The sequence below is a fragment of the Desulfovibrio sp. 6_1_46AFAA genome (assembly GCF_000224635.1).
In the GTDB taxonomy this organism is placed as follows: Bacteria; Desulfobacterota; Desulfovibrionia; order Desulfovibrionales; family Desulfovibrionaceae; genus Desulfovibrio; species Desulfovibrio fairfieldensis.
Map to the genome: position 1 here is coordinate 299,442 of NZ_JH114304.1, position 20,227 is coordinate 319,668.

At 62.0% G+C, this 20,227-nt stretch carries 18 protein-coding genes; 9 read left to right on the plus strand and 9 right to left on the minus strand.

All coding sequences use genetic code 11. The features are described 5' to 3' along the window. Nucleotides 1–39: 39 nt before the first annotated feature. The 6 genes from HMPREF1022_RS13990 to HMPREF1022_RS14015 form a co-directional block, all read right to left on the minus strand. Nucleotides 40–813, minus strand: a complete 774-nt coding sequence (locus HMPREF1022_RS13990) for a phosphate ABC transporter ATP-binding protein (RefSeq protein WP_008685412.1) — start codon at nt 811–813, stop codon at nt 40–42. Continuing rightward, a complete protein-coding gene (locus HMPREF1022_RS13995; RefSeq protein WP_008685414.1) occupies nt 810–1,712 on the minus strand; it encodes a PstA family ABC transporter permease in 903 nt (300 codons plus the stop codon). Before HMPREF1022_RS13995 ends, HMPREF1022_RS13990 begins: the two co-directional genes overlap by 4 nt. Continuing rightward, the gene (locus HMPREF1022_RS14000; protein WP_008685416.1) at nt 1,706–2,662 is read right to left on the minus strand and encodes a PstC family ABC transporter permease; all 957 of its coding nucleotides are present in this window, start codon (nt 2,660–2,662) and stop codon (nt 1,706–1,708) included. The genes HMPREF1022_RS13995 and HMPREF1022_RS14000 overlap by 7 nt, the downstream gene beginning before the upstream one ends. Beyond that, entirely contained in the window at nt 2,649–3,476 is an 828-nt protein-coding gene (locus HMPREF1022_RS14005; RefSeq protein ID WP_009303606.1) for a phosphate ABC transporter substrate-binding protein, read from the minus strand. Before HMPREF1022_RS14005 ends, HMPREF1022_RS14000 begins: the two co-directional genes overlap by 14 nt. A gap of 382 nt (nt 3,477–3,858) precedes the next feature. Next, on the minus strand, nt 3,859–4,491 hold the full coding sequence (locus HMPREF1022_RS19095; protein ID WP_009303607.1) for a sugar O-acetyltransferase: 633 nt from the start codon (nt 4,489–4,491) through the stop codon (nt 3,859–3,861). Nucleotides 4,492–4,587: 96 nt separating this feature from the next. Next, nucleotides 4,588–6,030 carry a sodium:proton antiporter gene (locus HMPREF1022_RS14015; RefSeq protein WP_009303608.1) on the minus strand — a complete coding sequence of 481 codons (1,443 nt, stop codon included), beginning with the start codon at nt 6,028–6,030 and terminating at the stop codon, nt 4,588–4,590. 268 nt (nt 6,031–6,298) lie between these two features. Between HMPREF1022_RS14015 and HMPREF1022_RS14020 the strand changes: the two genes are divergently transcribed. After that, nucleotides 6,299–6,889 carry a TrmH family RNA methyltransferase gene (locus tag HMPREF1022_RS14020; RefSeq protein ID WP_009303609.1) on the plus strand — a complete coding sequence of 197 codons (591 nt, stop codon included), beginning with the start codon at nt 6,299–6,301 and terminating at the stop codon, nt 6,887–6,889. A gap of 127 nt (nt 6,890–7,016) precedes the next feature. Here HMPREF1022_RS14020 and HMPREF1022_RS14025 read toward each other — a convergent pair whose 3' ends face one another. Next, complete coding sequence (locus HMPREF1022_RS14025; RefSeq protein ID WP_008685428.1) at nt 7,017–7,649, minus strand: hypothetical protein; 633 nt, start codon at nt 7,647–7,649, stop codon at nt 7,017–7,019. Between the two features lie 473 nt (nt 7,650–8,122). Here HMPREF1022_RS14025 and HMPREF1022_RS16740 point away from each other — a divergent pair, with 473 nt between their 5' ends. From HMPREF1022_RS16740 to HMPREF1022_RS14050, 5 genes are all read left to right on the plus strand, one after another. After that, entirely contained in the window at nt 8,123–10,237 is a 2,115-nt protein-coding gene (locus tag HMPREF1022_RS16740; RefSeq protein WP_009303610.1) for a methyl-accepting chemotaxis protein, read from the plus strand. Between the two features lie 265 nt (nt 10,238–10,502). Further along, nucleotides 10,503–10,973 (plus strand): cytochrome c family protein, encoded by a 471-nt coding sequence (locus tag HMPREF1022_RS14035; protein WP_083823326.1) that lies wholly within the window; start codon nt 10,503–10,505, stop codon nt 10,971–10,973. Between the two features lie 9 nt (nt 10,974–10,982). After that, nucleotides 10,983–13,070, plus strand: coding sequence for a methyl-accepting chemotaxis protein (locus HMPREF1022_RS14040; protein WP_008685431.1), 2,088 nt, complete (start codon nt 10,983–10,985; stop codon nt 13,068–13,070). Nucleotides 13,071–13,080: 10 nt separating this feature from the next. Next, nucleotides 13,081–16,035, plus strand: a complete 2,955-nt coding sequence (gene uvrA, locus HMPREF1022_RS14045; RefSeq protein ID WP_008685432.1) for an excinuclease ABC subunit UvrA — start codon at nt 13,081–13,083, stop codon at nt 16,033–16,035. Nucleotides 16,036–16,099: 64 nt separating this feature from the next. After that, nucleotides 16,100–16,402 carry a Dabb family protein gene (locus HMPREF1022_RS14050; protein ID WP_008685433.1) on the plus strand — a complete coding sequence of 101 codons (303 nt, stop codon included), beginning with the start codon at nt 16,100–16,102 and terminating at the stop codon, nt 16,400–16,402. Between the two features lie 260 nt (nt 16,403–16,662). On the opposite strand, the gene HMPREF1022_RS18670 is transcribed toward HMPREF1022_RS14050, so the two are convergent. Continuing rightward, nucleotides 16,663–16,830, minus strand: coding sequence for a hypothetical protein (locus HMPREF1022_RS18670; RefSeq protein WP_009303612.1), 168 nt, complete (start codon nt 16,828–16,830; stop codon nt 16,663–16,665). Between the two features lie 250 nt (nt 16,831–17,080). Further along, complete coding sequence (locus HMPREF1022_RS14055; RefSeq protein ID WP_009303613.1) at nt 17,081–17,536, minus strand: Fur family transcriptional regulator; 456 nt, start codon at nt 17,534–17,536, stop codon at nt 17,081–17,083. Nucleotides 17,537–17,950: 414 nt separating this feature from the next. On the opposite strand from HMPREF1022_RS14055, the gene HMPREF1022_RS14060 reads away from it, so the two are divergent. The 3 genes from HMPREF1022_RS14060 to tnpA form a co-directional block, all read left to right on the plus strand. Continuing rightward, nucleotides 17,951–18,862, plus strand: coding sequence for an EamA family transporter (locus HMPREF1022_RS14060; protein ID WP_008685436.1), 912 nt, complete (start codon nt 17,951–17,953; stop codon nt 18,860–18,862). Between the two features lie 286 nt (nt 18,863–19,148). Continuing rightward, nucleotides 19,149–19,715 (plus strand): alkyl hydroperoxide reductase subunit C, encoded by a 567-nt coding sequence (ahpC, locus tag HMPREF1022_RS14065; RefSeq protein WP_009303614.1) that lies wholly within the window; start codon nt 19,149–19,151, stop codon nt 19,713–19,715. A 335-nt stretch (nt 19,716–20,050) separates the two neighbouring features. Further along, nucleotides 20,051–20,227 (plus strand): IS200/IS605 family transposase (gene tnpA, locus HMPREF1022_RS17645; RefSeq protein ID WP_156803015.1); only part of this gene is annotated, 177 nt, incomplete at its 3' end.

Below are 20,227 nucleotides of genomic sequence, written 5' to 3' on the forward strand. Positions count from 1 at the left end.
GGGCTTTTGCATTCCGGCGAGTTTGCACCCCTTCCGTCCTCACTTCGCCAGCAGACCGGCCAGCTCTCGGGCCTGGATCTCCCCCTTTTCCAGCACATGCAGCACCTGGCCCTGATGCAGCACCACCAGGCGTGTGGCCAGTCGCACCGCCTGCTCCGGACTGTGCGAAACCACAATCAGCGGATAGCGCTTTGCCAGCCGCAGCAAAAGATCCTCAATACCGGTGGCGGCGTGTACGTCGAGCGAGGCCGTGGGCTCGTCCAGCAAAAGCACGGCGGGCTCCAGCGCCAGAGCCCTGGCCAGGCAAAGGCGCTGCTGCTGGCCGCCGGACAAACGTTCCGCCGGAATATCCAGCCGGTCGGCCACCTCATCCCACAGGCGCACGTCAACGAGAGCCCGCTGCATACGCCTCTGTATTTCCGGAGCCGGAACGCCCGCCACCACCTGCAGGGGAAGGGCAAGGTTCCGGGCCACGCTGACCGGCAGGACATTGGGCGTCTGAAAAACCATGCCCACCCGGCGGCGAAGTTCGCTCAAGGGGCGAGGACACGCCCGTTCCCCGTCTTGGCCGGACGCCTCATAGATGGCCTCCAGGCCGTTTCCCAGGTCCAGTTCCACCCGGCCGGTGGTTTGGCTATGGGGAAACGTTTCATTAAGGCGGTTCAAGGCCCGCAGCAGGGTCGTCTTGCCCGAGCCGGAACGCCCGGCCAGTACCGTAATCCCGGCGGCCGGGGCGCAAAAAGCCACATTGTGCAAGATTTGCCGTTTGTTGAAGGAAACGCACAGCGCATGAATGCGCGCGGCAATTTTCATGATTCCCCCCGCCAGCGTCGGTGAAAGCGGTTTTCCAGCAGACGGGCGCAGAACAGCAGGCCCGAGGCCAGCATAAGCAGAACCAGGGCCGCGCCAAAACCCCGGAGCAGCTCTTCCTGACTTTGGTATTGGGCCGCCGTGTAAAAGATGGAAAAAGGCAGGGCTTCAAACTTGCCCCATAAGCCCGCGGGCAGGCCCGCATTGGCTACGACGCCTGTAAGCATGATGACGGCCGTGTCCTCGGCGGCCCGGCCCAGGGCGAGAATCACGCCGCCCCGGATGCCCGGAACAACGGCGGGAAGCAGAATGTGGCGCGCGGCCTGCCGCCTGGTGAAGCCCAGAGCTGTGGCGGTAGTTCTCAGGCTTTTGGGAACGGCCTCCAGGGCTTCGCACGTGGTGGTCACCAGTACGGGCAGCACCAGCAATGCCAGGCAGGCGGCGGCCAGAAACAACGACGTGTTCGCTTCCGTCTGGAAGGTCTTGCGCAGAAAGAGAATCAGCGTAAAGCCGAACAGCCCCATGACGATGGAAGGCGTTCCGGCCAGTACATCCATAGCCAGGCGGATGCGGGCGGCCTGACGTTTCGGCGCGAATTCGGCCAGATACAGGCCGCAGCCCACGCCGGGGAAAACAGCCAGCAGTACGGTAAGGCCCACCAGGCAGGCCGTACCCGCGCAGGCGGGCCAGAGCCCGTCCCAGACGGCTTGGCGCCCCAGCAGCGCGTCCAGGGCCGGGACATCCCCGAAAAAAAGCCGCGCGCCCAATGTAGGCAGCCCTTTGAAAAGCAGAAAGGCCAGCAAAGTGCCTGTTCCCAGGATCAGAAGCAGGGCGCATGTGCGCAATGCCCAGCGGAAAAAAGCGCCGGACGGAGCAAGGGAGGGCGCCCGGCGGATCAGCATGACCGCATTTCCTTGCCGCGGCGCGCGTCCGTCTCCAGGCGGCGCAAGGCCAGGCTTACCCCGCCGTTGACCAGCAGGAGAATCAGACCGGCCACAAAGAGGGAATTATACGCCGCGCCGCCCACTTCGTTGGCCGTGACCAACGCCATGTGCGCGGTAAGCGTACGCAGGCTTTCGGTCAGGCCGCCGGGAACTTGCGTGGCATTGCCTGCCAGCATAAGCGGGATAAGAGTGTCGCCCACGGCGCGGCCGAAACCCAGAACAGCCGCGGCCGTCAGGTTACGCCGGGCTTTCGGAAGCACAAAAAAGCGCAGTAGGTCCAGGCGGGAAAAGCCCAGCGCCTGCCCCCAGGGGCAAAGCCGTTCCAGGCGGGGGCCGAGCCCGGCTTCCAGCACCAGAACCATGGTGGGAAGAATCAGAAGGGTGAGCATGATTCCGGCGGAGAGCAGGCACATGCCCGTACCGCCCAAAGCCGTGCGCACCAAGGGCGTCAGCAGGAACACGGCCGCAAAGCCATAGACCACGGTGGGAATGGTGGTCATAAAGCGGATCAGTGTTCCTGTCAGCTTCACCAGGGGGCGCGCGGCGCGGGCCTCTTCGGTGAGCAGCCAGCAGCACAAGCCCAGCGCCAAGGGCCAGCCGATGATCAGGGCAGAGCCCGCCAGGGCCAGAGATCCCAGGCACATGGGCAAAATGCCGAAATGCCCCTGGTAGGGCTGCCAGACCCAGTCCAGGGGGCTTCCCGGTCCCGGCTGAATCAATGCGGGCAGGGCGGCCGCCAGAATCATGACGAAGAGCAAGGACACCGCGCCGACGGCCAGGATCGCGGCCAGCCGTGTGCCCAGGCCCGCCCGGTCGCCCGGTTCGCTCTGATGTGCGGTCGGCCCGGCGGCCGTGAAGATCAGATCTTCTCCTGCCGCCGGGCCGTCAGCGTCCTTATTTTTTCTCATAGGGAATATAACCGGCCCCGGACACGATCTCTTTGCCCGCGGGCGAGTAGATATAGTCCACAAAGGCTTTGGTCAGCCCCTCGGGCTCGCCCTTGGTGTTCATATACAGCAGCCGGGTCACGGTGTAGGTACCCTTGGCGGCGTTTTCCTGGGAAGGCTTCATGCCGTCCACGTCCAGGCCTTTGGTGCTCGGGTCCAGATGTCCGATGCCCACATAGCCCACGGCGTTGGGATCCTGGGCAATGGCGGTTTTCATGGCCCCGTTGGAATTGACCACGTTGGCCCCGGCAGAGGAACTTCCCTTGTCCAGAGCGCGTTCCTCGAAGGTTTCGCGGGTTCCGCTGCCGTCCTCGCGCACGTAAAGCGAAATGGGCGCGTCAGCCCCACCCACGGCTTTCCAGTTGGTGATCTTACCGGCAAAGATATCTTTGAGTTGGGCTTTGCTCAGTCCGGAGACCGGATTTTTTGGATTGACGGCCACCGCCACGCCATCGATGGCAAAGGGAAAGCTGACCAGCCCGTATTTCTTGATTTCGGACTCCTTGAGCGCCCGGCCCGTGTTGCCGATCTGGGCCAGGCCCTCGCCCGCTTTCTGCACGCCCACGCCTGAGCCGCCCCCGGCCACAGTGATGCGGATGTCCGGGTTGGCCGCCATGATCTGTTTGGCCGCGCCCTTCATCACCGGGATATGGGCGGTGCCTCCCGCGATGTCGAGGTTGCCTTTCAGGCCGTTGAAAGCGTCCAGAGGACCGGCGGCCAGAGTCGTGGAAGCGCTGAAAGCCAGGCAGGCCAGCGCCATAAGACAACGATGCATGAGAGTTCTCCTGTTTTGCCGTGTGAGCGACACGATCCGGAGCTGTGTCCGAACCAGGCCATTGCCGCAAGTGCGGCGTCACTGAGCCGTTGCAGGAGGGAGAAGGAGCCGCGTCATGCCTGATGCGGCCATGAAAGAGAAAGAAAGCCCGGCCGCTAAGGGATGAAGGGAGACATCCAGCCCCACCCAACGGCCGGTCAGGTGGCGCCGGTACGCGCATGCATGCCCTCCGCGTCCTTCAGAATCCTGAGACGCTGGCATTTCAGCGAGATTTCGCGTGAATATTTCCGGCATGCAAGCATTGAATCTCTGTACGCAGACCTGAACCGGGAGTCAAGGCATGCGGGAACGCGGACATTGTAGCTTCCGACGCTGCCGCGGGTCATTCCTCCGCGTTAAAGGGGTGTTCATAGTCGTCCACGTCAAAGCGGCAATCCTTGAAATAACAGCAGCGGTCGGCCTCGGTGACAAACCGCAGCACGCGGCAGGGATTGCCGACGGCCAGGGCATTGTCCGGAATGTCCCTGGTCACCACGCTGCCGGAGCCGATCACCACATTGTCGCCCACGCGCACGCCGGGATTGACCACCGTATTGCCCCCGATCCAGACATTGTCGCCGATGGTGACGGGCCTGCCGTATTCATAGCCCGAATTCCGGGATGCGGGATGCAGGGGGTGCCCGGCCGTATAAATAGCCACATTGGGCGCAATCATGGCGTAGCGGCCGATGCTGACCCTGGCCACGTCCAGCACCGTGAAATTGTAATTGGCGAAAAAGTTTTCGCCCACGACGATATTATAGCCGTAATCGCAGTAAAACGGCCCTTCGATGCGCACATGCCTGCCGCATGCGCCGAGAATCTCGCGGAGCAGCGCGTCCCGTTCGCCTTCCCGGTCGGGCGGCAGATGATTATAGCGAAAAATTTTTTCTCGGCAGGCCCGGCGTTCTTCGCTCAGCCCGTCCAGCCAGGCCTTGTAGGGCAGGCCCGCCAGCATGCGTTCCTTGTGGTTCATGACCAGTTCTCCTTTGTCCGCGCGGGGAGCGTGCCTCAAAAAAACGGCAGGCTTGCGGCCTGCCGTTTTTTTGAACTGGTGAAAAGCTTATCCGGCTTAGATGAAGAAAACCCAGGTCAGCAGGGCGAACAGCGGGATCAGAATGCCCACGGACCAGGCCATGTAGCCGAAGAAGCTGGGCATGCGCACGCCCTGGTTTTCCGCGATGGAACGGACCATGAAGTTGGGCGCGTTGCCGATGTAGGTATTGGCGCCCATGAATACCGCGCCCGCCGAGATGGCGATCAGGGTGTTGGACATGTCGTTCATCAGGTGAACGGCGTCGCCGCCAGCGGTGTTGAAGAAGACCAGGTAGGTGGGCGCATTGTCCAGGAAGCTCGACAGCGCGCCGGTGAGCCAGAAATACATGGCGTTGACCGGCTGGCCGTCCGGGGTGGAAACCATCTGGATCAGGGAGGACAAGGCGCCGTCCGTACCGGCGCGCAGAATGGCGATGGCCGGGATCATGCTCAGGAAGATGCCGAAGAAGAGCTTGGCCACTTCCTCAATGGGCGCCCAGGAAAAGCCGTTGAGTTCGCGGCAGCGGCGGCTGGTGAACTTCCAGGAAAGACCGGCCACGCAGAGCAGCACGATGTCGCGCAGCAGGTTCTGGCCTTCCACGGGCACGCCGAAGATTTCGATCCAGGTGCCCAGCGGCAGCATGCCCGAGGCCAGCACCGCCAGCACCACGCCCAGCAGGAAGAGCAGGTTGATCTTGCCGTCCAGGCCGAGTTTCTCTTCCGCGGCATTGGGGTCATGCGGCGGGGTGGGGCGGCCTTCCTTGTTGAAAAGCACCGTGTCCAGCACAAAGAAGATCGCCAGCAGGGCCACGGAAAGGCAGAGGGTCTTCAGAAAAAGATGGGTGGTGGTCCAGAAAAAGCTGACGCCCTTGAGGAAGCCCAGGAAGAGCGGCGGGTCGCCCAGCGGGGTTAGGGAGCCGCCGATATTGGCTACCAGGAAGATGAAAAAGACCACGGAATGCACGCGGTATTTGCGGTGGGCGTTGGCGCGCAGCAGGGGGCGGATCAGCAGCATGGCCGCGCCGGTGGTGCCCATCCAGCTTGCCAGGACGGTGCCCACGGCCAGCAGGAGGGTGTTCACCACGGGCGTGCCCACCAGGGAGCCTTTGAGGCGCACCCCGCCGGCCACGGTGAACAGCGCGAACAACAGGACGATGAAGGGGATGTAGTCCAGCAGAATGATATGCAGAAATTCGTACAAAGCCACATTGAAGCCGTAAACGAGGAGACAGGGCACCAGAAAGGCCAGACCCCAGAAGACGGCGATTTTGCCGAAATGGTGTTCCCAGAAGTGCGGCAGGGCCAGCGGCATGATGGCGATGGAAAGCAGCATGCAGGCGAAGGGAATGACCCAGACGGCCGAGAGCTCGGATCCGGGGATGGTGGGATGTCCCGCGGCGGCCAGGGCCGCGCCGGGCAGAACCAGGGCCGAGAACAGGGCCGTAACCAGGGTCAGAGACAAAGACCAGAGTTTTGACATTGGGCACTCCTGAATGGAAAATGTCGCGGCCCCGGGCCGCGAAAAAAACAGATATTTTCCGTTTTTTTAGGCTAAATCCACACCCTTGGCAATGCGCTTGCCTGAAAAAGTTTTTTCTGACACACCTTTCACAAGCATTTGCATCGCTGCCGCCATGTCATTCGCAGCGTGCGGGGCACGCCGCCTGCGGCGGTAAAGCAAGAGCCGTATTTTTTTCGCTGCGCGCAGGCCTGTTGCAGAAGTACACATGAGTAAGGAAGTCATCAGCATGCCCAAGGAACCCACTCCCAGGCGCAGGGCGCGCCTGCTTGAAGTGCTGCGTCACCGCCAGAACGATCTGACCCTGGTGCTGGCCAACATCCACGATCCGCACAACGTTTCGGCCATTTACCGCTCCTGCGACGCCTTCGGCCTGTCCAAAGTGCATCTCTATTATACGAACACCCCGTTTCCGACGCTGGGCCGCAAAACCTCGGCTTCGGCCCGCAAGTGGGTGGAAAGCGAGCGTCACAAGAACAGCGCGGATCTGATGCGCACTCTGCGCGGCCAGGGTTTTCAGGTGCTGGCGACCTCCTGCTCGAAAACGGCCCGGCCTTTGCGGGCCTGGGATTTCATCCGTCCCACGGCGGTGATCATGGGCAATGAGCACAGCGGCGTGGAGGAGGAGCTGCTTTCCCTGGCCGACGGCCAGCTTTACATCCCCATGTACGGCATGATCCAGAGCTTCAACGTCTCCGTGGCCGCGGCCATCATTCTGGCCGAAGCCGCGCGCCAGCGCGAGGGCGCCGGAATGTACGATTCCTCTCGGCTGAGCGAGGCCGAGCTGGAGGCCAACCTGGAGGAATGGTTGAAGAAGTAGCGCTTTGCCGCATGATTGGCGGGGATTTGCGGCGGCCTGTTCTTTGCGGACGAACTGAAAGCCGCGCCGCATGCGGCGCGGCTCATCAAACCGGAACAGATCGCCTTTGAAATGCTCTGGTCCCGGATCAGGGGCGTTCCCCGCTCTGTTCCTTGCGCGGAGTCACCTGCTTCTCAAAGGCCTTGCCGTTCCATTGAAAGCTGACCTCGTTGGCCAGGGGCACATGGGCCATGCCCGAGCTGTTCCAGAAGACGGGTTCGGCCTTGAGCCCGCCCAGGCCCAGGCAGATCAGCACCGTGGGATTGATGTCCGGCGGCAACTTCTGCCCCTGGTCCAGAAAATCCCTGATGTCCGGTTCCGGCGGGGTGTCGATGGGCACCATACGGCCCGAAGCGTCCACCCGCCATAATTCCATGGTGCAGATGGGACCGCCCAAGGTGCCGATGGCCGCCTCCACCGAGCCGTCCGCCGTATTACGGAAGAGTCGCAGGGCTACGGCGCTGTCCCGGAAGGGCAGGGCCGCGAAAACAATCACGTCTTCGGTCTCTCCGGCGACTTCCCAGAATTCCGTATGGCCTTCGGCCAGCAGTTGCTGCTTTTCCGCGTCGGAAAGGCCTTCAGCCGTATTCTCAAAAATGCTGGCGGGCAGCAGGGTGAAAATGCCCCTGGCCGTCATGCCGTTGTCCTCCGCCTGGGCCGTGGCGGGCAGTGTCACGGCAAGCAGGGCCAGCAGCGCGTATATCCGTATATACTGATGCATAGCTATCCCCCTTCCGGCCGGGGCCGGGCGGACCTGTTTCAGGCCCGTAAAATTTTTTTTACCGATTTTACGTCCGCTTGTCCATGTGCCCCTGCGGATTTGGGCCGTATCTTATATCCACGCACATGTATAGATAAACTCTTCGGCAAAACGTCCGTAAAGAAAAGGGAAGGGTTACGGCATAACGGCATCCGATAATTCCGGCGTGGCGGCGGAGCGTAGTGAACGGCTGGGGATTTGTCGCGGAGCGGGAATATTTTGATTTGATGTGTATGGTCGCTGTTGTGTGCAACGCCATGGTGTTTGCTGAATGAAAATTGATAAAATCTGTCCGGTATAGGAATAAATACATTAATAGTTATTGCAATATGTTGCATGCCTGGATGAATATGCGGCTTGTGCTTGATTTTTTAAATGGTCCTATGTAAGACTGAAAATACATAAACATTTTATTTCTTTCTGGTGGGGAAGTCATGTTGAAAAACATCAGTGTCCGCGCCAAGCTTTTTGTCCTGCTTATTCTGCCCGTGGCCGCGCTGATCGCCCTGGCCGCCGGAAATGCTCTGGAAAAATACCAAACCGTGCGCGCCATGGCCATGGCGGTAAGCGTGGTGGACCTTTCCTCGGCGGGCAGCGCCCTGATCCATGAGCTCCAGAAAGAACGCGGTTTATCCGCCGGTTTTGTGGCCCGGCGGGGAGCCTATGCCGAGGAATTGCCGGGTCAGCGCAAACAGACCGAGGCAGCCCGGCAGGCCATGGCCGAAAAAATGGCTGTTTTCAGCGCGGCCAATCCCACGGCCGCGGTCAATGCCCAATTCGCCCCGCTGACGGAAAAACTTGCATCCCTGAAAGATCTGCGCTCGCGCATCGACGATTATAATATCGCCCCGTCCGAGGCCATCGCCGTGTACTCTGGCCTCATCCTCCATATGGAGGATATTCTCCGGGGCGTGCTGGACCGGTATCTGGATGTCGGGCTCTACGCGCGGGCGGTGAATTTCCTTAATCTCATCTATGCCAAGGAATTCGCCGGGCAGGAGCGGGCCACGCTGAATGTGGCGCTGTCGTCCCGGCGTTTCAATAAACTTCTGTACCGCGACTGGATCGAACATGTCGCCTTGCAGCGGGCCTATCTTCAGGATTTTCTGGAGCGGGACGAAGCACTGGCGCGGGTCTATGCGCAAAAGGTGCCGCCTCTGCTGGAGAAGGTGGAAACCTTCCGCCGGGAAGCCTACGAGAGCCAGGACGAACCTCGGCTCAGCGGCGACGCCAAGGCCTGGTTCGCGGCCTCCACAGCCTATATCGACGCCCTTTACGAGGTGGAGGCCGCCGCCGCGCGCGATCTGGAGCGGACGGCGGACGCGCTGAGCGATGCGACCCGGCAAAGTCTGTATATTTCGCTGGGCGTGACCCTGGCGGTGATCCTGTGCACGCTGCTGCTGGCCCGCAGCCTGGTCGGCAACGTCACCAGACCGCTGCGCCGTTCCGTGGCCTTTGCCCAGAAGGTGGCCGCCGGAGAGTTGGACGCCGAATTGCAGATGGTCCGCAAGGACGAATTCGGCGTGCTCGGCAGGGCGTTGCAGACCATGGTTGTCTCCATCCGGGAAACGTTGGCAAAAGCCGACGCGGCGGCGGAATCCGCACAGCGCGAGGCCGAACGGGCCCAGGCCTTGACGACCGCGGCCGAGGAGGCCCGTGCCCTGGCAGAGCGCCGCCAGGACGGCATGGCTCTGGCGGCGGAACGCATCGCCTCGGCCGTGGCGGCCATGTCCGCCGCCACCCAGAGCATCTCCAGCCAGATCGAGCAGTCCGACAAGGGAGCCAAGGAACAGTCCGCGCGACTGGGCGAGGTAGCCGTTGCCATGGAGGAAATGAGCGCCACGGTGCACGGGGTGGCCCAAAACAGCTCGGCCGCCGCCGAAACCGCTGAAGTTGCCGGAAAGCAGGCCCAACAGGGCTCGGCCAGCGTGGCGGAAGTGGCCGAAAATATCACCAGGGTGCTGCGCCACACCGAAGAACTCAAGGAATCCATGACCCGCCTGGGCCTGCGCGTACGGGACATCGACAAGGTGCTCAACGTGATTACGGATATCGCGGACCAGACCAATCTGCTGGCGCTCAACGCCGCCATTGAGGCTGCCCGCGCGGGCGAGGCCGGGCGCGGCTTTGCCGTGGTGGCCGACGAGGTGCGCAAGCTGGCCGAAAAGACCATGGCCGCCACCAGGGAAGTGGCCGAGGTGCTCTCCGGCATCCAGCGGGACGCGGCCCATAATATCGCCACTGTGGATCAGACCGTGGAAGGCATGAGCCGGACTACGGATTTGACCCATCAGTCCGACGAAGCCCTGCGCGAGATCGTGGCCCTGTCGGACAAGACCAGCGAACAGATCCGTTCCATTGCCGCCGCCTCCGAGCAGCAGGCCGCGAGCAGTGAAAACATCAGCAGAAGTGTGACCGGAGTCAACCGCATTGCTGTGGAAAATACGGCGGGCATGGACCATTCCGCCAAAGCCGTCAGGGATCTGCTGGAACAGACACGCCTGCTGGGGAGCCTGGTGCGGGATCTCCAGGACGAAGAGCATCGCTGATCCCGCGATGCTCTCGCTTCCGCAACGACTTCGAAAAAAGCGTGGTTTCCGCTGTGGCTAGCCGCCCGGGGCGGCGCGCAACTCCTGACGGGTTTGCGGCATGTGCCACTTGACGCGACACCATTCTGTTTTGAAAACGGTAAGCTGCTTCTGAAGTCCGCCTTCGCGTGCCGGGCTCCGGCTCCGGCTCCGGCGCTCTTCACCGCCGTCCCGGTACGACGGGGATTTCACAGCTCCGCGCCGTTATCCTCTATGCATGGGGGGAATGCATATGCGCCTTTGCCTACTGTGTCTCGCTGTCGCCGTCTGCATGCTGACGTCTGTTCCGGCCAGCGCGGGAGCCATCAACGCCGCCGGTCCTTATGTGGGTTCCCGGAAATGCGCCGAGTGCCATGCTGAGGAGTATGAGACGTTCCGGAAATATTCCAAGAAGGCCGGCACCTGGGAACACATCAGCGCCATGGCTCCCAAGCTGACGGCGGAAGAGCTGCGGGGCTGCTACGCCTGCCACAGCACAGGCTACGGCAAGGGCGGCTTTGTGGACTATCAGTCCACGCCGCATCTTGCGGATGTGGGCTGTGAAACCTGCCACGGTCCGGGAGCGGCGCATGCCGAAAGTGGTGACCCCGCCGCCATCCGGCGCACGCCGCGTCACGAGGATTGCCTCGCCTGTCACAATGAAAGCCGCGTCAAAGCCTTCAACTTCAAGCCGCTGATCCATAGCGGAGCACATTAGGAGAACAGCATGCTTTTCTCCACCCGGAATATGCCGTTGGTCCGCAAATGCGCTTTGCTGGTCGTGATCACGGCCGTAGTCGTCTTCGGCTGCCTGATCGTCTTCAACAGTATCCAGAACCGCAACGCCACTCTGAGCAGTCTGGAATCCTCCACCCGTCTGGACGCCGAGCTGCTGGCAAGGCTTGTGGAAGCCCCCATGAAGCGGGGCAATGACGCGGAAACTCGCGAGGTCGTGCGCCTTCTGGCGGATAATTACAAGAACGTGTCCGTCTATCTGGCGGGCTTCAACGGCGAGATCACCTATGCCACGGATGCCTCGGCCGTGCGCGCGCCGTTGCGGGAACGCCTGCGGACGCCGGAAGCGCGGCAACTGGCCGCCGACTCCCTGCGCGCGCCCCTCAAGGTCGGCCGTCTGGTGGAAGCGGACGGCTTCAGTCGCTTCCTGATCGTTTCCAGCATTCCCAACGGCAAGGATTGTCATCACTGCCACGGCGCGTCCAAAGCCATTCTGGGCACTCTGGTGGTGTCCAAGGATGTCACCCCGACCATCAACGACCTGAAATCGCGCACGCTCAGCAACATTGCCTTGTCCCTGGCGGGCATGTGTCTGCTCATCGCCGCGTTGCTGCTTTTTCTGCGCCGCACCGTGGTCCGGCCCGTGGCGGAACTGGCCGCGGCTTCCGGCAAGGTGGCCGGAGGCGATTTCGACGCGCCCTTCCCCGTGCCCAACTGTCTTGAGCTGCGCAGCCTGCGAGACAGCCTGGCCGCCATGATCGCCCACCTCAAAACCGAACTGGGCTTTTCCCAGGGGCTCCTTCGGGGCATGGGCCTGCCCTGCGTGATTACGGATACCGATGACCGCATCTCCTTCATGAATCAGCGGGCTGTGGACATCTACAACCTCAAGGGGCGGCCCGAGGACTACAAGGGACGGCTGCGCGGCGAGGCCTTTTTCAATGATCCCGACAGAATGACCAATACCAAAAAGGTGCTTCTGAACAATGCCGACATTGAGGACGAGCCTTATACCTTCACGGTGGGCGGCCGGACGCGCCATGTGCTGGTCAACGCCGCACGCCTGCTGGATGTGGACGGCAAGCTGCTGGGCGCCTTCACCCTGATGACCGACGTCACCGAGTCCGTGCGGCAGCGTGAGATCATCCGCGTGCAGAACGAACGCATTGCGCAGGTTGCCCAGGCCGCGAGCGTGGTTTCCGGCAGGCTGGCCGGCGCGGCCGCCCGGATTTCCGAGCAGATCGACGCCACCAGCCGGATGGCCCAGGAGCAGGACGCGGCCTCTGCCCGTTCCGCCGGGGCCATGCGCGCCGTGGCCGAGGAGGCCGGGCGTGTCTCGGCTTCGGCCGGGGATACGGCCCGCACCGCCGAGAGCACCCGGCAGGAGGCTGATGAGGGCGTGCGCATTGTGGAGGGCGTTACCGGCGGCATCAACCGGGCCGCGCAAGAAACTTCGGTCCTGGCTGAAAACATGCGCGAGCTGGGCCAAAAGGCCGAAAGCATTTCGCAGGTCATCACGCTTATCGAGGAAGTGGCGGACCAGACCAACCTGCTGGCGCTCAACGCGGCCATTGAGGCGGCGCGCGCGGGCGAGGCCGGGCGCGGTTTCGCCGTGGTGGCCGACGAGGTGCGCAAACTGGCCGAAAAGACCATGCAGGCCACCGGGCAGGTCACCCGGGCCGTGGAGGAAATCCAGCGGAGCGTCAGCGGAAACGGCAAGACCACGGAGCAAATGGTGAATGTCATGAGCGAGTCCAGCCGCCGGGCCGGGCAGTCCGGGGAGGCGCTGGAGCGCATCCGGCAGATGGCCGCGCGCACGGCCGAAGGCATGCGGGCCATTGCCTCGGCCGCCGACGGCCAGTGTGAAACCAGCCGCGAGGTTTCCGAGACGGTGGACAGAATCAACGCGCTCTCGGACGAAACCGCGCGCAACATGAGCGCCTCGGCTGAGGCCGTGGCCGAATTGAGCCGCCTGGCTCGGGAACTGGACGCCATCATCGAAGGCATGCGCGATGCCGGGGAAGAGGGCGCGGCGGGCTCCGAAAAATCACGCCTTGCCAAGAGCTCCGGAGCTGCTTAGATAACACTCCATGAAAACGGACAACAAGCCCCGCATCCATATTGAAAAGGCCCGCCAGCACAATCTCAAAAACATCAGCCTGGACATCCCCCGCGACGAACTGGTGGTGGTCTGCGGGCCGTCCGGCTCGGGCAAATCCACCCTGGCCTTCGACATCGTCTACGCCGAGGGCCAGCGCCGCTATGTGGAATCCCTTTCGGCCTACGCCCGGCAGTTCCTGCCCCAGATGGACAAGCCGGACGTGGAGAAGATCGAGGGCCTTTCCCCGGCCATTTCCCTGGAGCAGCAGAGCGTTTCGCGCAATCCCCGTTCCACTGTGGGCACGGTGACGGAGATTCACGACTTTTTACGCGTCTTTTTCGCGCGCCTGGGCCGCATGTACTGCCCGCAGTGCGGCCGCCCCATCGAGGCCCGCGCCGCCGACGAGATCATCGGCGACATTCTGGCCCTGCCGCAGGGGACCAAATTCATGGTCCTGGCCCCGCTGGTGGAATTGCAGAAGGGCACCCACCTGGACAAGTTCAAGAAGCTCAAGGCCGAAGGCTTTGCCAGGGTGCGCGTGGACGGCGCGTTTTGCACCCTGGACGACGTGCCCGCCCTGGACAAGAACAAGAAGCACAGCATCGATCTGGTGGTGGACCGCCTGGTGAACAAGGAGGGCATCCGGGGTCGGCTGGCCGACTCTGTGGAACTGGCCCTGCGCTACGGCGAAGGTCGTCTCGTGTTGCACGAACCGGACAGGCCCGAGGCCGAACGCGACACCGTCCATTCCACTACCTCGGTCTGCCCGCACTGTCATATTTCCCTGCCCGCGCCCAGCCCGCAGCTTTTTTCCTTCAACGGCCCGCAGGGGGCCTGCCCGCGTTGCGTGGGCCTGGGCAGCGTGGACTATTTCGAGCCGCGCCTCATCGCGCCCAACCGGGGCCTTTCGCTGAATACCGGCGCGCTGCTGCCCTGGGCCACGGACAAGATGTTCAGCCGCTACGAAACGGCGCTCAAGGCTCTGGGCAAACGTTTCAAGTTCACATTATCCACGCCTTTGGATCTGTTTTCGGACGCGGCTCTGGCCGCCCTGTTCTACGGCGAGGACGAGCACGGCAAGCCCGCCGCCGGCTCCCTGGGCCTGCGCCGCAACTGGATGGGCGGCAATGTGGCCCTGGGCGCGGCGGGCGATTACCAGAGCGAGCATTTCGCGGAGGCCCAGCAAGCCCAGAGCGCGTTGGCCGTGAGCGACAAGCGCTGGCCCGGCGTCATTCCCCTGCTGGAAAAGGGCATGCAGTACGGCGAAGCCTGGCGGGAAGTGCTGGCCCGCTTCCGCCAGTCCATGGACTGCCCGGACTGCAAGGGCGCGCGCCTCAATGCCGAGGCCTTGTCAGTGCGCGTGGACGATCTGAACATCGCCCAGTTCTGCGCGCTTTCCGTGGAGCGGGGCCTGGAATGGCTGGAAAAGCGGAGCTTCACAGGCCGCCATGCCCTGATTGCCGAACCCCTGCTCAAGGAACTGACCTTCCGTCTCTCCTTCATGCGCAACGTGGGCCTGGAATATATCTCTCTGGGCCGCTCCATGAGCACGCTGTCCGGCGGCGAAGCCCAGCGCATTCGTCTGGCCTCGCAACTGGGCTCGGGCCTGGTGGGCGTGACCTATGTGCTGGACGAGCCCTCCATCGGCCTGCACCCGCGCGACAACGAACGCCTGCTGGGCACCCTGCGTTCCCTCCAGGCGCGCGGCAATACCGTGCTGGTGGTGGAGCACGACGAGGCCACCATCTGCGCGGCGGACACGGTCATCGAACTGGGGCCCGGCTCCGGCTCGCAGGGCGGGGAGCTGATGTTCCAGGGCCCGGTGGACGATCTGCTGGGCAAGGCCGACACGTTGACGGCCCGCTATCTGCGCGGGGACGAATCCATTCCCCTGCCCGACGCCCGGCGCGAGCCCCAGGGCGAAATCGTGCTGCATAACGTGACCACCAACAATCTGCGCGGCATTGACTGCCGCATCCCCTTGGGCGTGCTGACCTGCGTGACCGGCGTGTCCGGCTCGGGCAAGAGTTCGCTGGTGGTGGACACGCTCTACAAGCATCTGGCCCTGAACCTGGGCCTGCGCGTGGACCAGCCCGGCGCCATCGGGGGCTTGAGCTATGAGGGCGACGGAGCGCCCGTGGAGCGCATCGTGGCCATTGACCAGACGCCTATCGGCCGCACGCCGCGCTCCAATCCGGCCACCTACACCAAGATCTTCGACGAGATCCGCAACATCTTTTCCATGACCCAGGACGCGCGCAAGCGCGGCTACAAGCCGGGACGCTTCAGCTTCAACGTGCGCGGCGGCCGTTGCGAGGCCTGCGGCGGCGACGGCCAGATCCGGGTGGAAATGCACTTTCTGCCCGACGTCTATGTGACCTGCGACGTCTGCAAGGGCAAACGTTACAATCATGAAACCCTGGAAGTGCGCTACAAGGGGCTGAACATCGCGGAAGTGCTGGACCTTACCGTGCGCCAGGCCCGGCAGCTTTTTGAGAACTATCCCGGCCTGGAGCGACGGCTGGCCGTGCTGGAGGAAGTGGGACTGGAATATCTGCGCCTGGGCCAGCCCGCCACCACGCTGTCCGGCGGCGAGGCCCAGCGCATCAAGATCTCGCGCGAGCTGGGCAAGCGCTCCCTGCCCGGCACCATGTACATTCTGGACGAACCCACCACCGGCCTGCACATGCATGAGGTGGGCAAGCTGATCAAGGTGCTGCACGCCCTGGTGGACAAGGGGGCCAGCGTGGTGGTCATTGAGCACAATACGGACATGATCCTGGCCTCGGACCACGTGCTGGACATGGGCCCCGGCGGCGGCGAAAACGGCGGGCTGATTGTTTCGGCGGGCACGCCCGAGGCCATTGTGGCCGATCCCGAGTCCGTGACCGGGCGCTTCCTGATGCAGGAGCGCACGGACCGGCTCAAGCGCCGCAAGAATTGAGGCGCTGATTTCTGAAAGGCAGGGCCGCAAGACTGCGGCGCGGCATCCAACCAAGGAGAAAAGCATGATCCGGCATATCGTCTGGTGGACGCTTCAGGACGAGGCGGACGGGCATACGGCGGCGGAAAACGCTCGGCGCATCAAAGAGGCCTCGGCCCCGCTCAGCGGCATCCCCTCGGTGCGTTCCGTGGAGGTTTCCTATGAAATTCAGCCCACGAGCACAGTGCCCGTGCAGGTGGTGCTGCAATCTCTGCATGACGACATGGCCGGGCTGAAGGCCTATGCCGAGCATCCCGTCCATCTGGAGTTCGGCAGGCTGGTCAAGGCCGTCAGCGCCTCGCGCCAGGCGCTGGATTACGCCGTGTAAGCCTTTTCGGACAGATCATTCCATCCCGCCTTTCCCTAGCATGGCGGGCACTGTAGAGCTTTTTGCGCTTAAAATTATTGTGTAACGGCGAAGTAAATTCGCCTTGCGATACTTTCGCGGTACGGATTTTCACGGAAAATCCGCACAGAGCGTTGGGATATTTTCAATAGCAAAACGCTCTAATGCCGAAAGCCTCCCGCCTGTAAAAGCGGGAGGCTTTGCTGTCCTGTGGGAGTGGAGGAGGTACCGCTGGATAGGGGTCAGGGCAATTTATGGCCGGAGCAGCCGCCCTGGCAGCCGTTTTTTTTGCCGTCGTTTTCGCAGCCGCAGGAGCACTGTCCTTTACGCAGGCAGCGGTAGAAACGGCGGCCGATGAAAAAAAGCGCGGCAGCCACGCAGATAATGATCAGCAGCAATTGCATATCCATGAGTTTCACCTTTGCTTGACTTGCCCGTGCAGGCGTGCCGGGATGCGGAGCCTGCGGAGTCGGGTGGGAACAGACGGGCAGGAGCGCGGATGTGTGGGACGCCGCCTTTCCGTCACGACTGAAGTATGGCTGTTATGAAAATGAATGTCAAGTTCGTTGCGACCCTATAAAAAAGACCCGTAACCGGCAGGGCTGTCCACCACCCGAAGCGGCCTGAGCCGTTCACACGGTGGATCAGGCCGGGCCGTATTCAGTCCTTGCTTTCAGCGGCGCGGCAGTCCGCGCACAGGCCATAGAGATTATGCACATGGCCGTTCAGGCTGAACCCGTGCTTTTCCGCCAGTTCGCGCTGCAGTTTTTCAATGCGCTGATCGCAGATTTCCACGATTTTGCCGCAGGAGAGGCAGACAATGTGGTCGTGGTGGCTGTCGGGCCGGGCCACTTCATAGCGGGTGATGCCGTCGCTGAAATGGATTTCCGTGGCCAGCCCGGCGTCGCAGAGCAACTTGAGCGTACGGTAGACCGTGGTCTGTCCGATGCCCGGATCGCGTCCCAGAATATATTGATAGAACTCTTCCAGCGAATGGTGGCCGGGGAGTTCAAAAAACGCTTCGGCAATGACGCGTCGCTGGGATGTGGTGTTCAGCCCCTTGCGGCTCATGAAGTCCAGGAAGTCCGCCAGGGACGCGTTGTTTTGTTTGGACATAACCAACCCCCATAATCTTTTAGCACGGGGTGTGCCTTTCTGCCAAGTGGCCCGCGCGGCCGGATCGGGCCGCCTTTGCTCCGGCGGCTTGACAGAAGATATCCGCCTGGATAGAGCACTTCAACTTGGAAAAAGCGAACCGCCGCCGGGCCCGTGTGGATGTGCGCCGGGGAAGCGGCGAAAGCCGGTCCTTCCCCGCCGATCGAAGCCCGCGTCGATGCACGGCGGCAGTTACCACGCAACGTATTGAACATAAAGGCAGCAGCGCCTGGGAATGCCTCTTCCCGACGGCCCCCGCGCCGGGGGCGAAGGTTGTCCAGCCCGCGCCGCCCCTCTGAAAACCGGCGGCGCACGGCGTCCCCCGCGCTTTCCCGTGCGGAATGCGGGAATGCCCGAGCGTCAAGGAGTTCCGCCGTGCGCCTTTCCCCTCTGAGTCTGAAAATTCTGCTCAACCTCTTTCTGGTTTATATTTCCTGGGGTTCCACCTATATCGGCTTTGAATTCACCCTGGAAGTGCTGGGACCTTTTCTGGCCTGCGGTTCGCGCATGTTTCTGGCCGGGCTGCTGCTCTGCGCGGCCATCGCCTGCACGGGCCGCTGGCAACGCCCCTCGCGCGCCGACTGGCGGCACGCCTGCTGGCTTGCCGTGTTCATGGTCTTGATGGCCAGCGGCTTTCTGGGCAAGGGGCAGGAGTACATTTCTTCCGGCGTGGCCGCCGTGGTTACCGGTTCCACGCCTATTTCCATGCTGGTGGGAGCCTGGCTGTTCGGCGGCGAGCAGCGCCCTTCGGCCATGCAGTGGCTGGGACTGGCCGGTGGCCTGTGCGGCCTGGCTCTGCTGGGCTTCAGCCAGGCCGGTTCCGGCGCGGAGCAGAGCAGCCTGGGCGGCATTTTTTGGGTTTTCGGGGCTACCTTGGGCTGGGTGACCGGTTCTCTGCTGACACGGCGTTTTCCCCTGTCCACCCGGCTTTCGGCCTTGCAGGCCTGCGGCCTGCTGCTGCTTATCGGCGGCCTGGAAAGCCTGCTGCTGGGCTTTGCCTGCGGCGAGGCGGCCATGACCCGTTGGGAAAACCTGCGGCCCGAAGTTGTGCTGGCCTTCGCCTGGATGACCATCGGCGGCTCCATCATCGCCTATTCCAGCTATTTCTGGCTGCTGACCCATGTTTCCATCGCCACTGCCGTCTCCTATGAGTATGTGGTGCCGGTCATCGGCATTTTTCTCGGCTGGTGGCTGGGCGGAGAAACTATTTCAGGCCGTATGATCCTGGCCTGTTGCCTGACAGTGGGCTCGGTTTTTTTCGTGCTTTGGCACAAGCACAATAAATAGAATATGTTCAGATTGAAAATGGGCAACTGCCCCGCGACCGCGAGAGAGGGCGGCTGCTCCCGGCCCCGTGGAAACCGCATTTTTTCGCGGGATTTCCCCGAGTATTTCGCGTCTTGCCGGTGGAAAGCGTCCGGTGTACAATTCTTTCAGGTCTGACCCGGCTGAAGGCTTGACAAAACTAATAAGAAATGAATATCATTTTCATTAAGTCAAGGGGCCGAGTTCAGAAGTCCTCAACAACGGAAGCGAGCCGCGCTTCTTCACTATAAGGATAAAGGAAAGTATCATGGAAAGTCTGATTAATAAGAAAGTGGAACCCTTCACCGTCCAGGCCTTTCACAACGGCGAGTTGAAGGATGTCAGCGATACGGATCTGCAGGGGCATTGGTCGGTCATTTTCTTCTATCCGGCGGACTTCACTTTTGTCTGCCCCACGGAACTGGAAGACCTTTCCGACCATTACGACCAGTTCCGGAAACTGAATTGCGAAATTTACTCCGTGTCCACGGACAGCGCCTATGTGCACAAAGCCTGGGCCGACGCCTCCAAAAGCATCGCCAAGATCCGCTATCCCATGCTTTCGGACAGCGCCACCTGGCTTTCCCGCTTTTTCGGGGTGTACATTGAAGAGACGGGCCAGGCCCTGCGCGGCACTTTCATCATCAACCCCCAGGGCGAAATCAAAGCCTATGAGGTGCATGACCTGGGCATCGGCCGCAATGCCGACGAACTGGTGCGCAAGCTGGAAGCCGCGCAATTCGTCGCCGAGCACGGCGACCAGGTCTGCCCGGCCAAGTGGAAGCCCGGCGCGGCGACCTTGAAGCCCGGTCTGGATCTGGTGGGCAAACTGTAGGCGGCAGACGCGCCTTTTTGTCGCTGGCGGCGTTAAACAGCGCGGCCCGGTTTGGTCACGTAGTAAGCTGCGTTCCCGCGCCGGGCCGCTTGTTTGCCTTGACGGCGAGCAAAAAATCACGCCTGCCGGATGCATGGTGTAACGAAAAAGCCCGGCGTGAGAGATCACGCCGGGCTTTTTCGTAAGGGGCTTTAGCCAGTTGAGCGAGCGTTTGCGAGCGAAACAGAAATCCACCCGCTATGCGGGTGGAAATAATTTGTTATACAAAAAACACCTTTCCCATACGATAGAGTTGTTCAAGCCCATCGTAATTTTTAAGGGAAAGGTGTTTTTATATGGGAACTCGAGTTCAAAGTTTAGCCCACACAAAATGGTTGTGCAAGTATCACATTGTCTTTTCTCCAAAATACAGGCGGAAAATAATATTTGCCAACATTCGAGAAAGTATCGGAGAAATTCTTAAGGACTTATGCAAATATAAAGGTGTTGAAATTATCGAGGGCCATCTCATG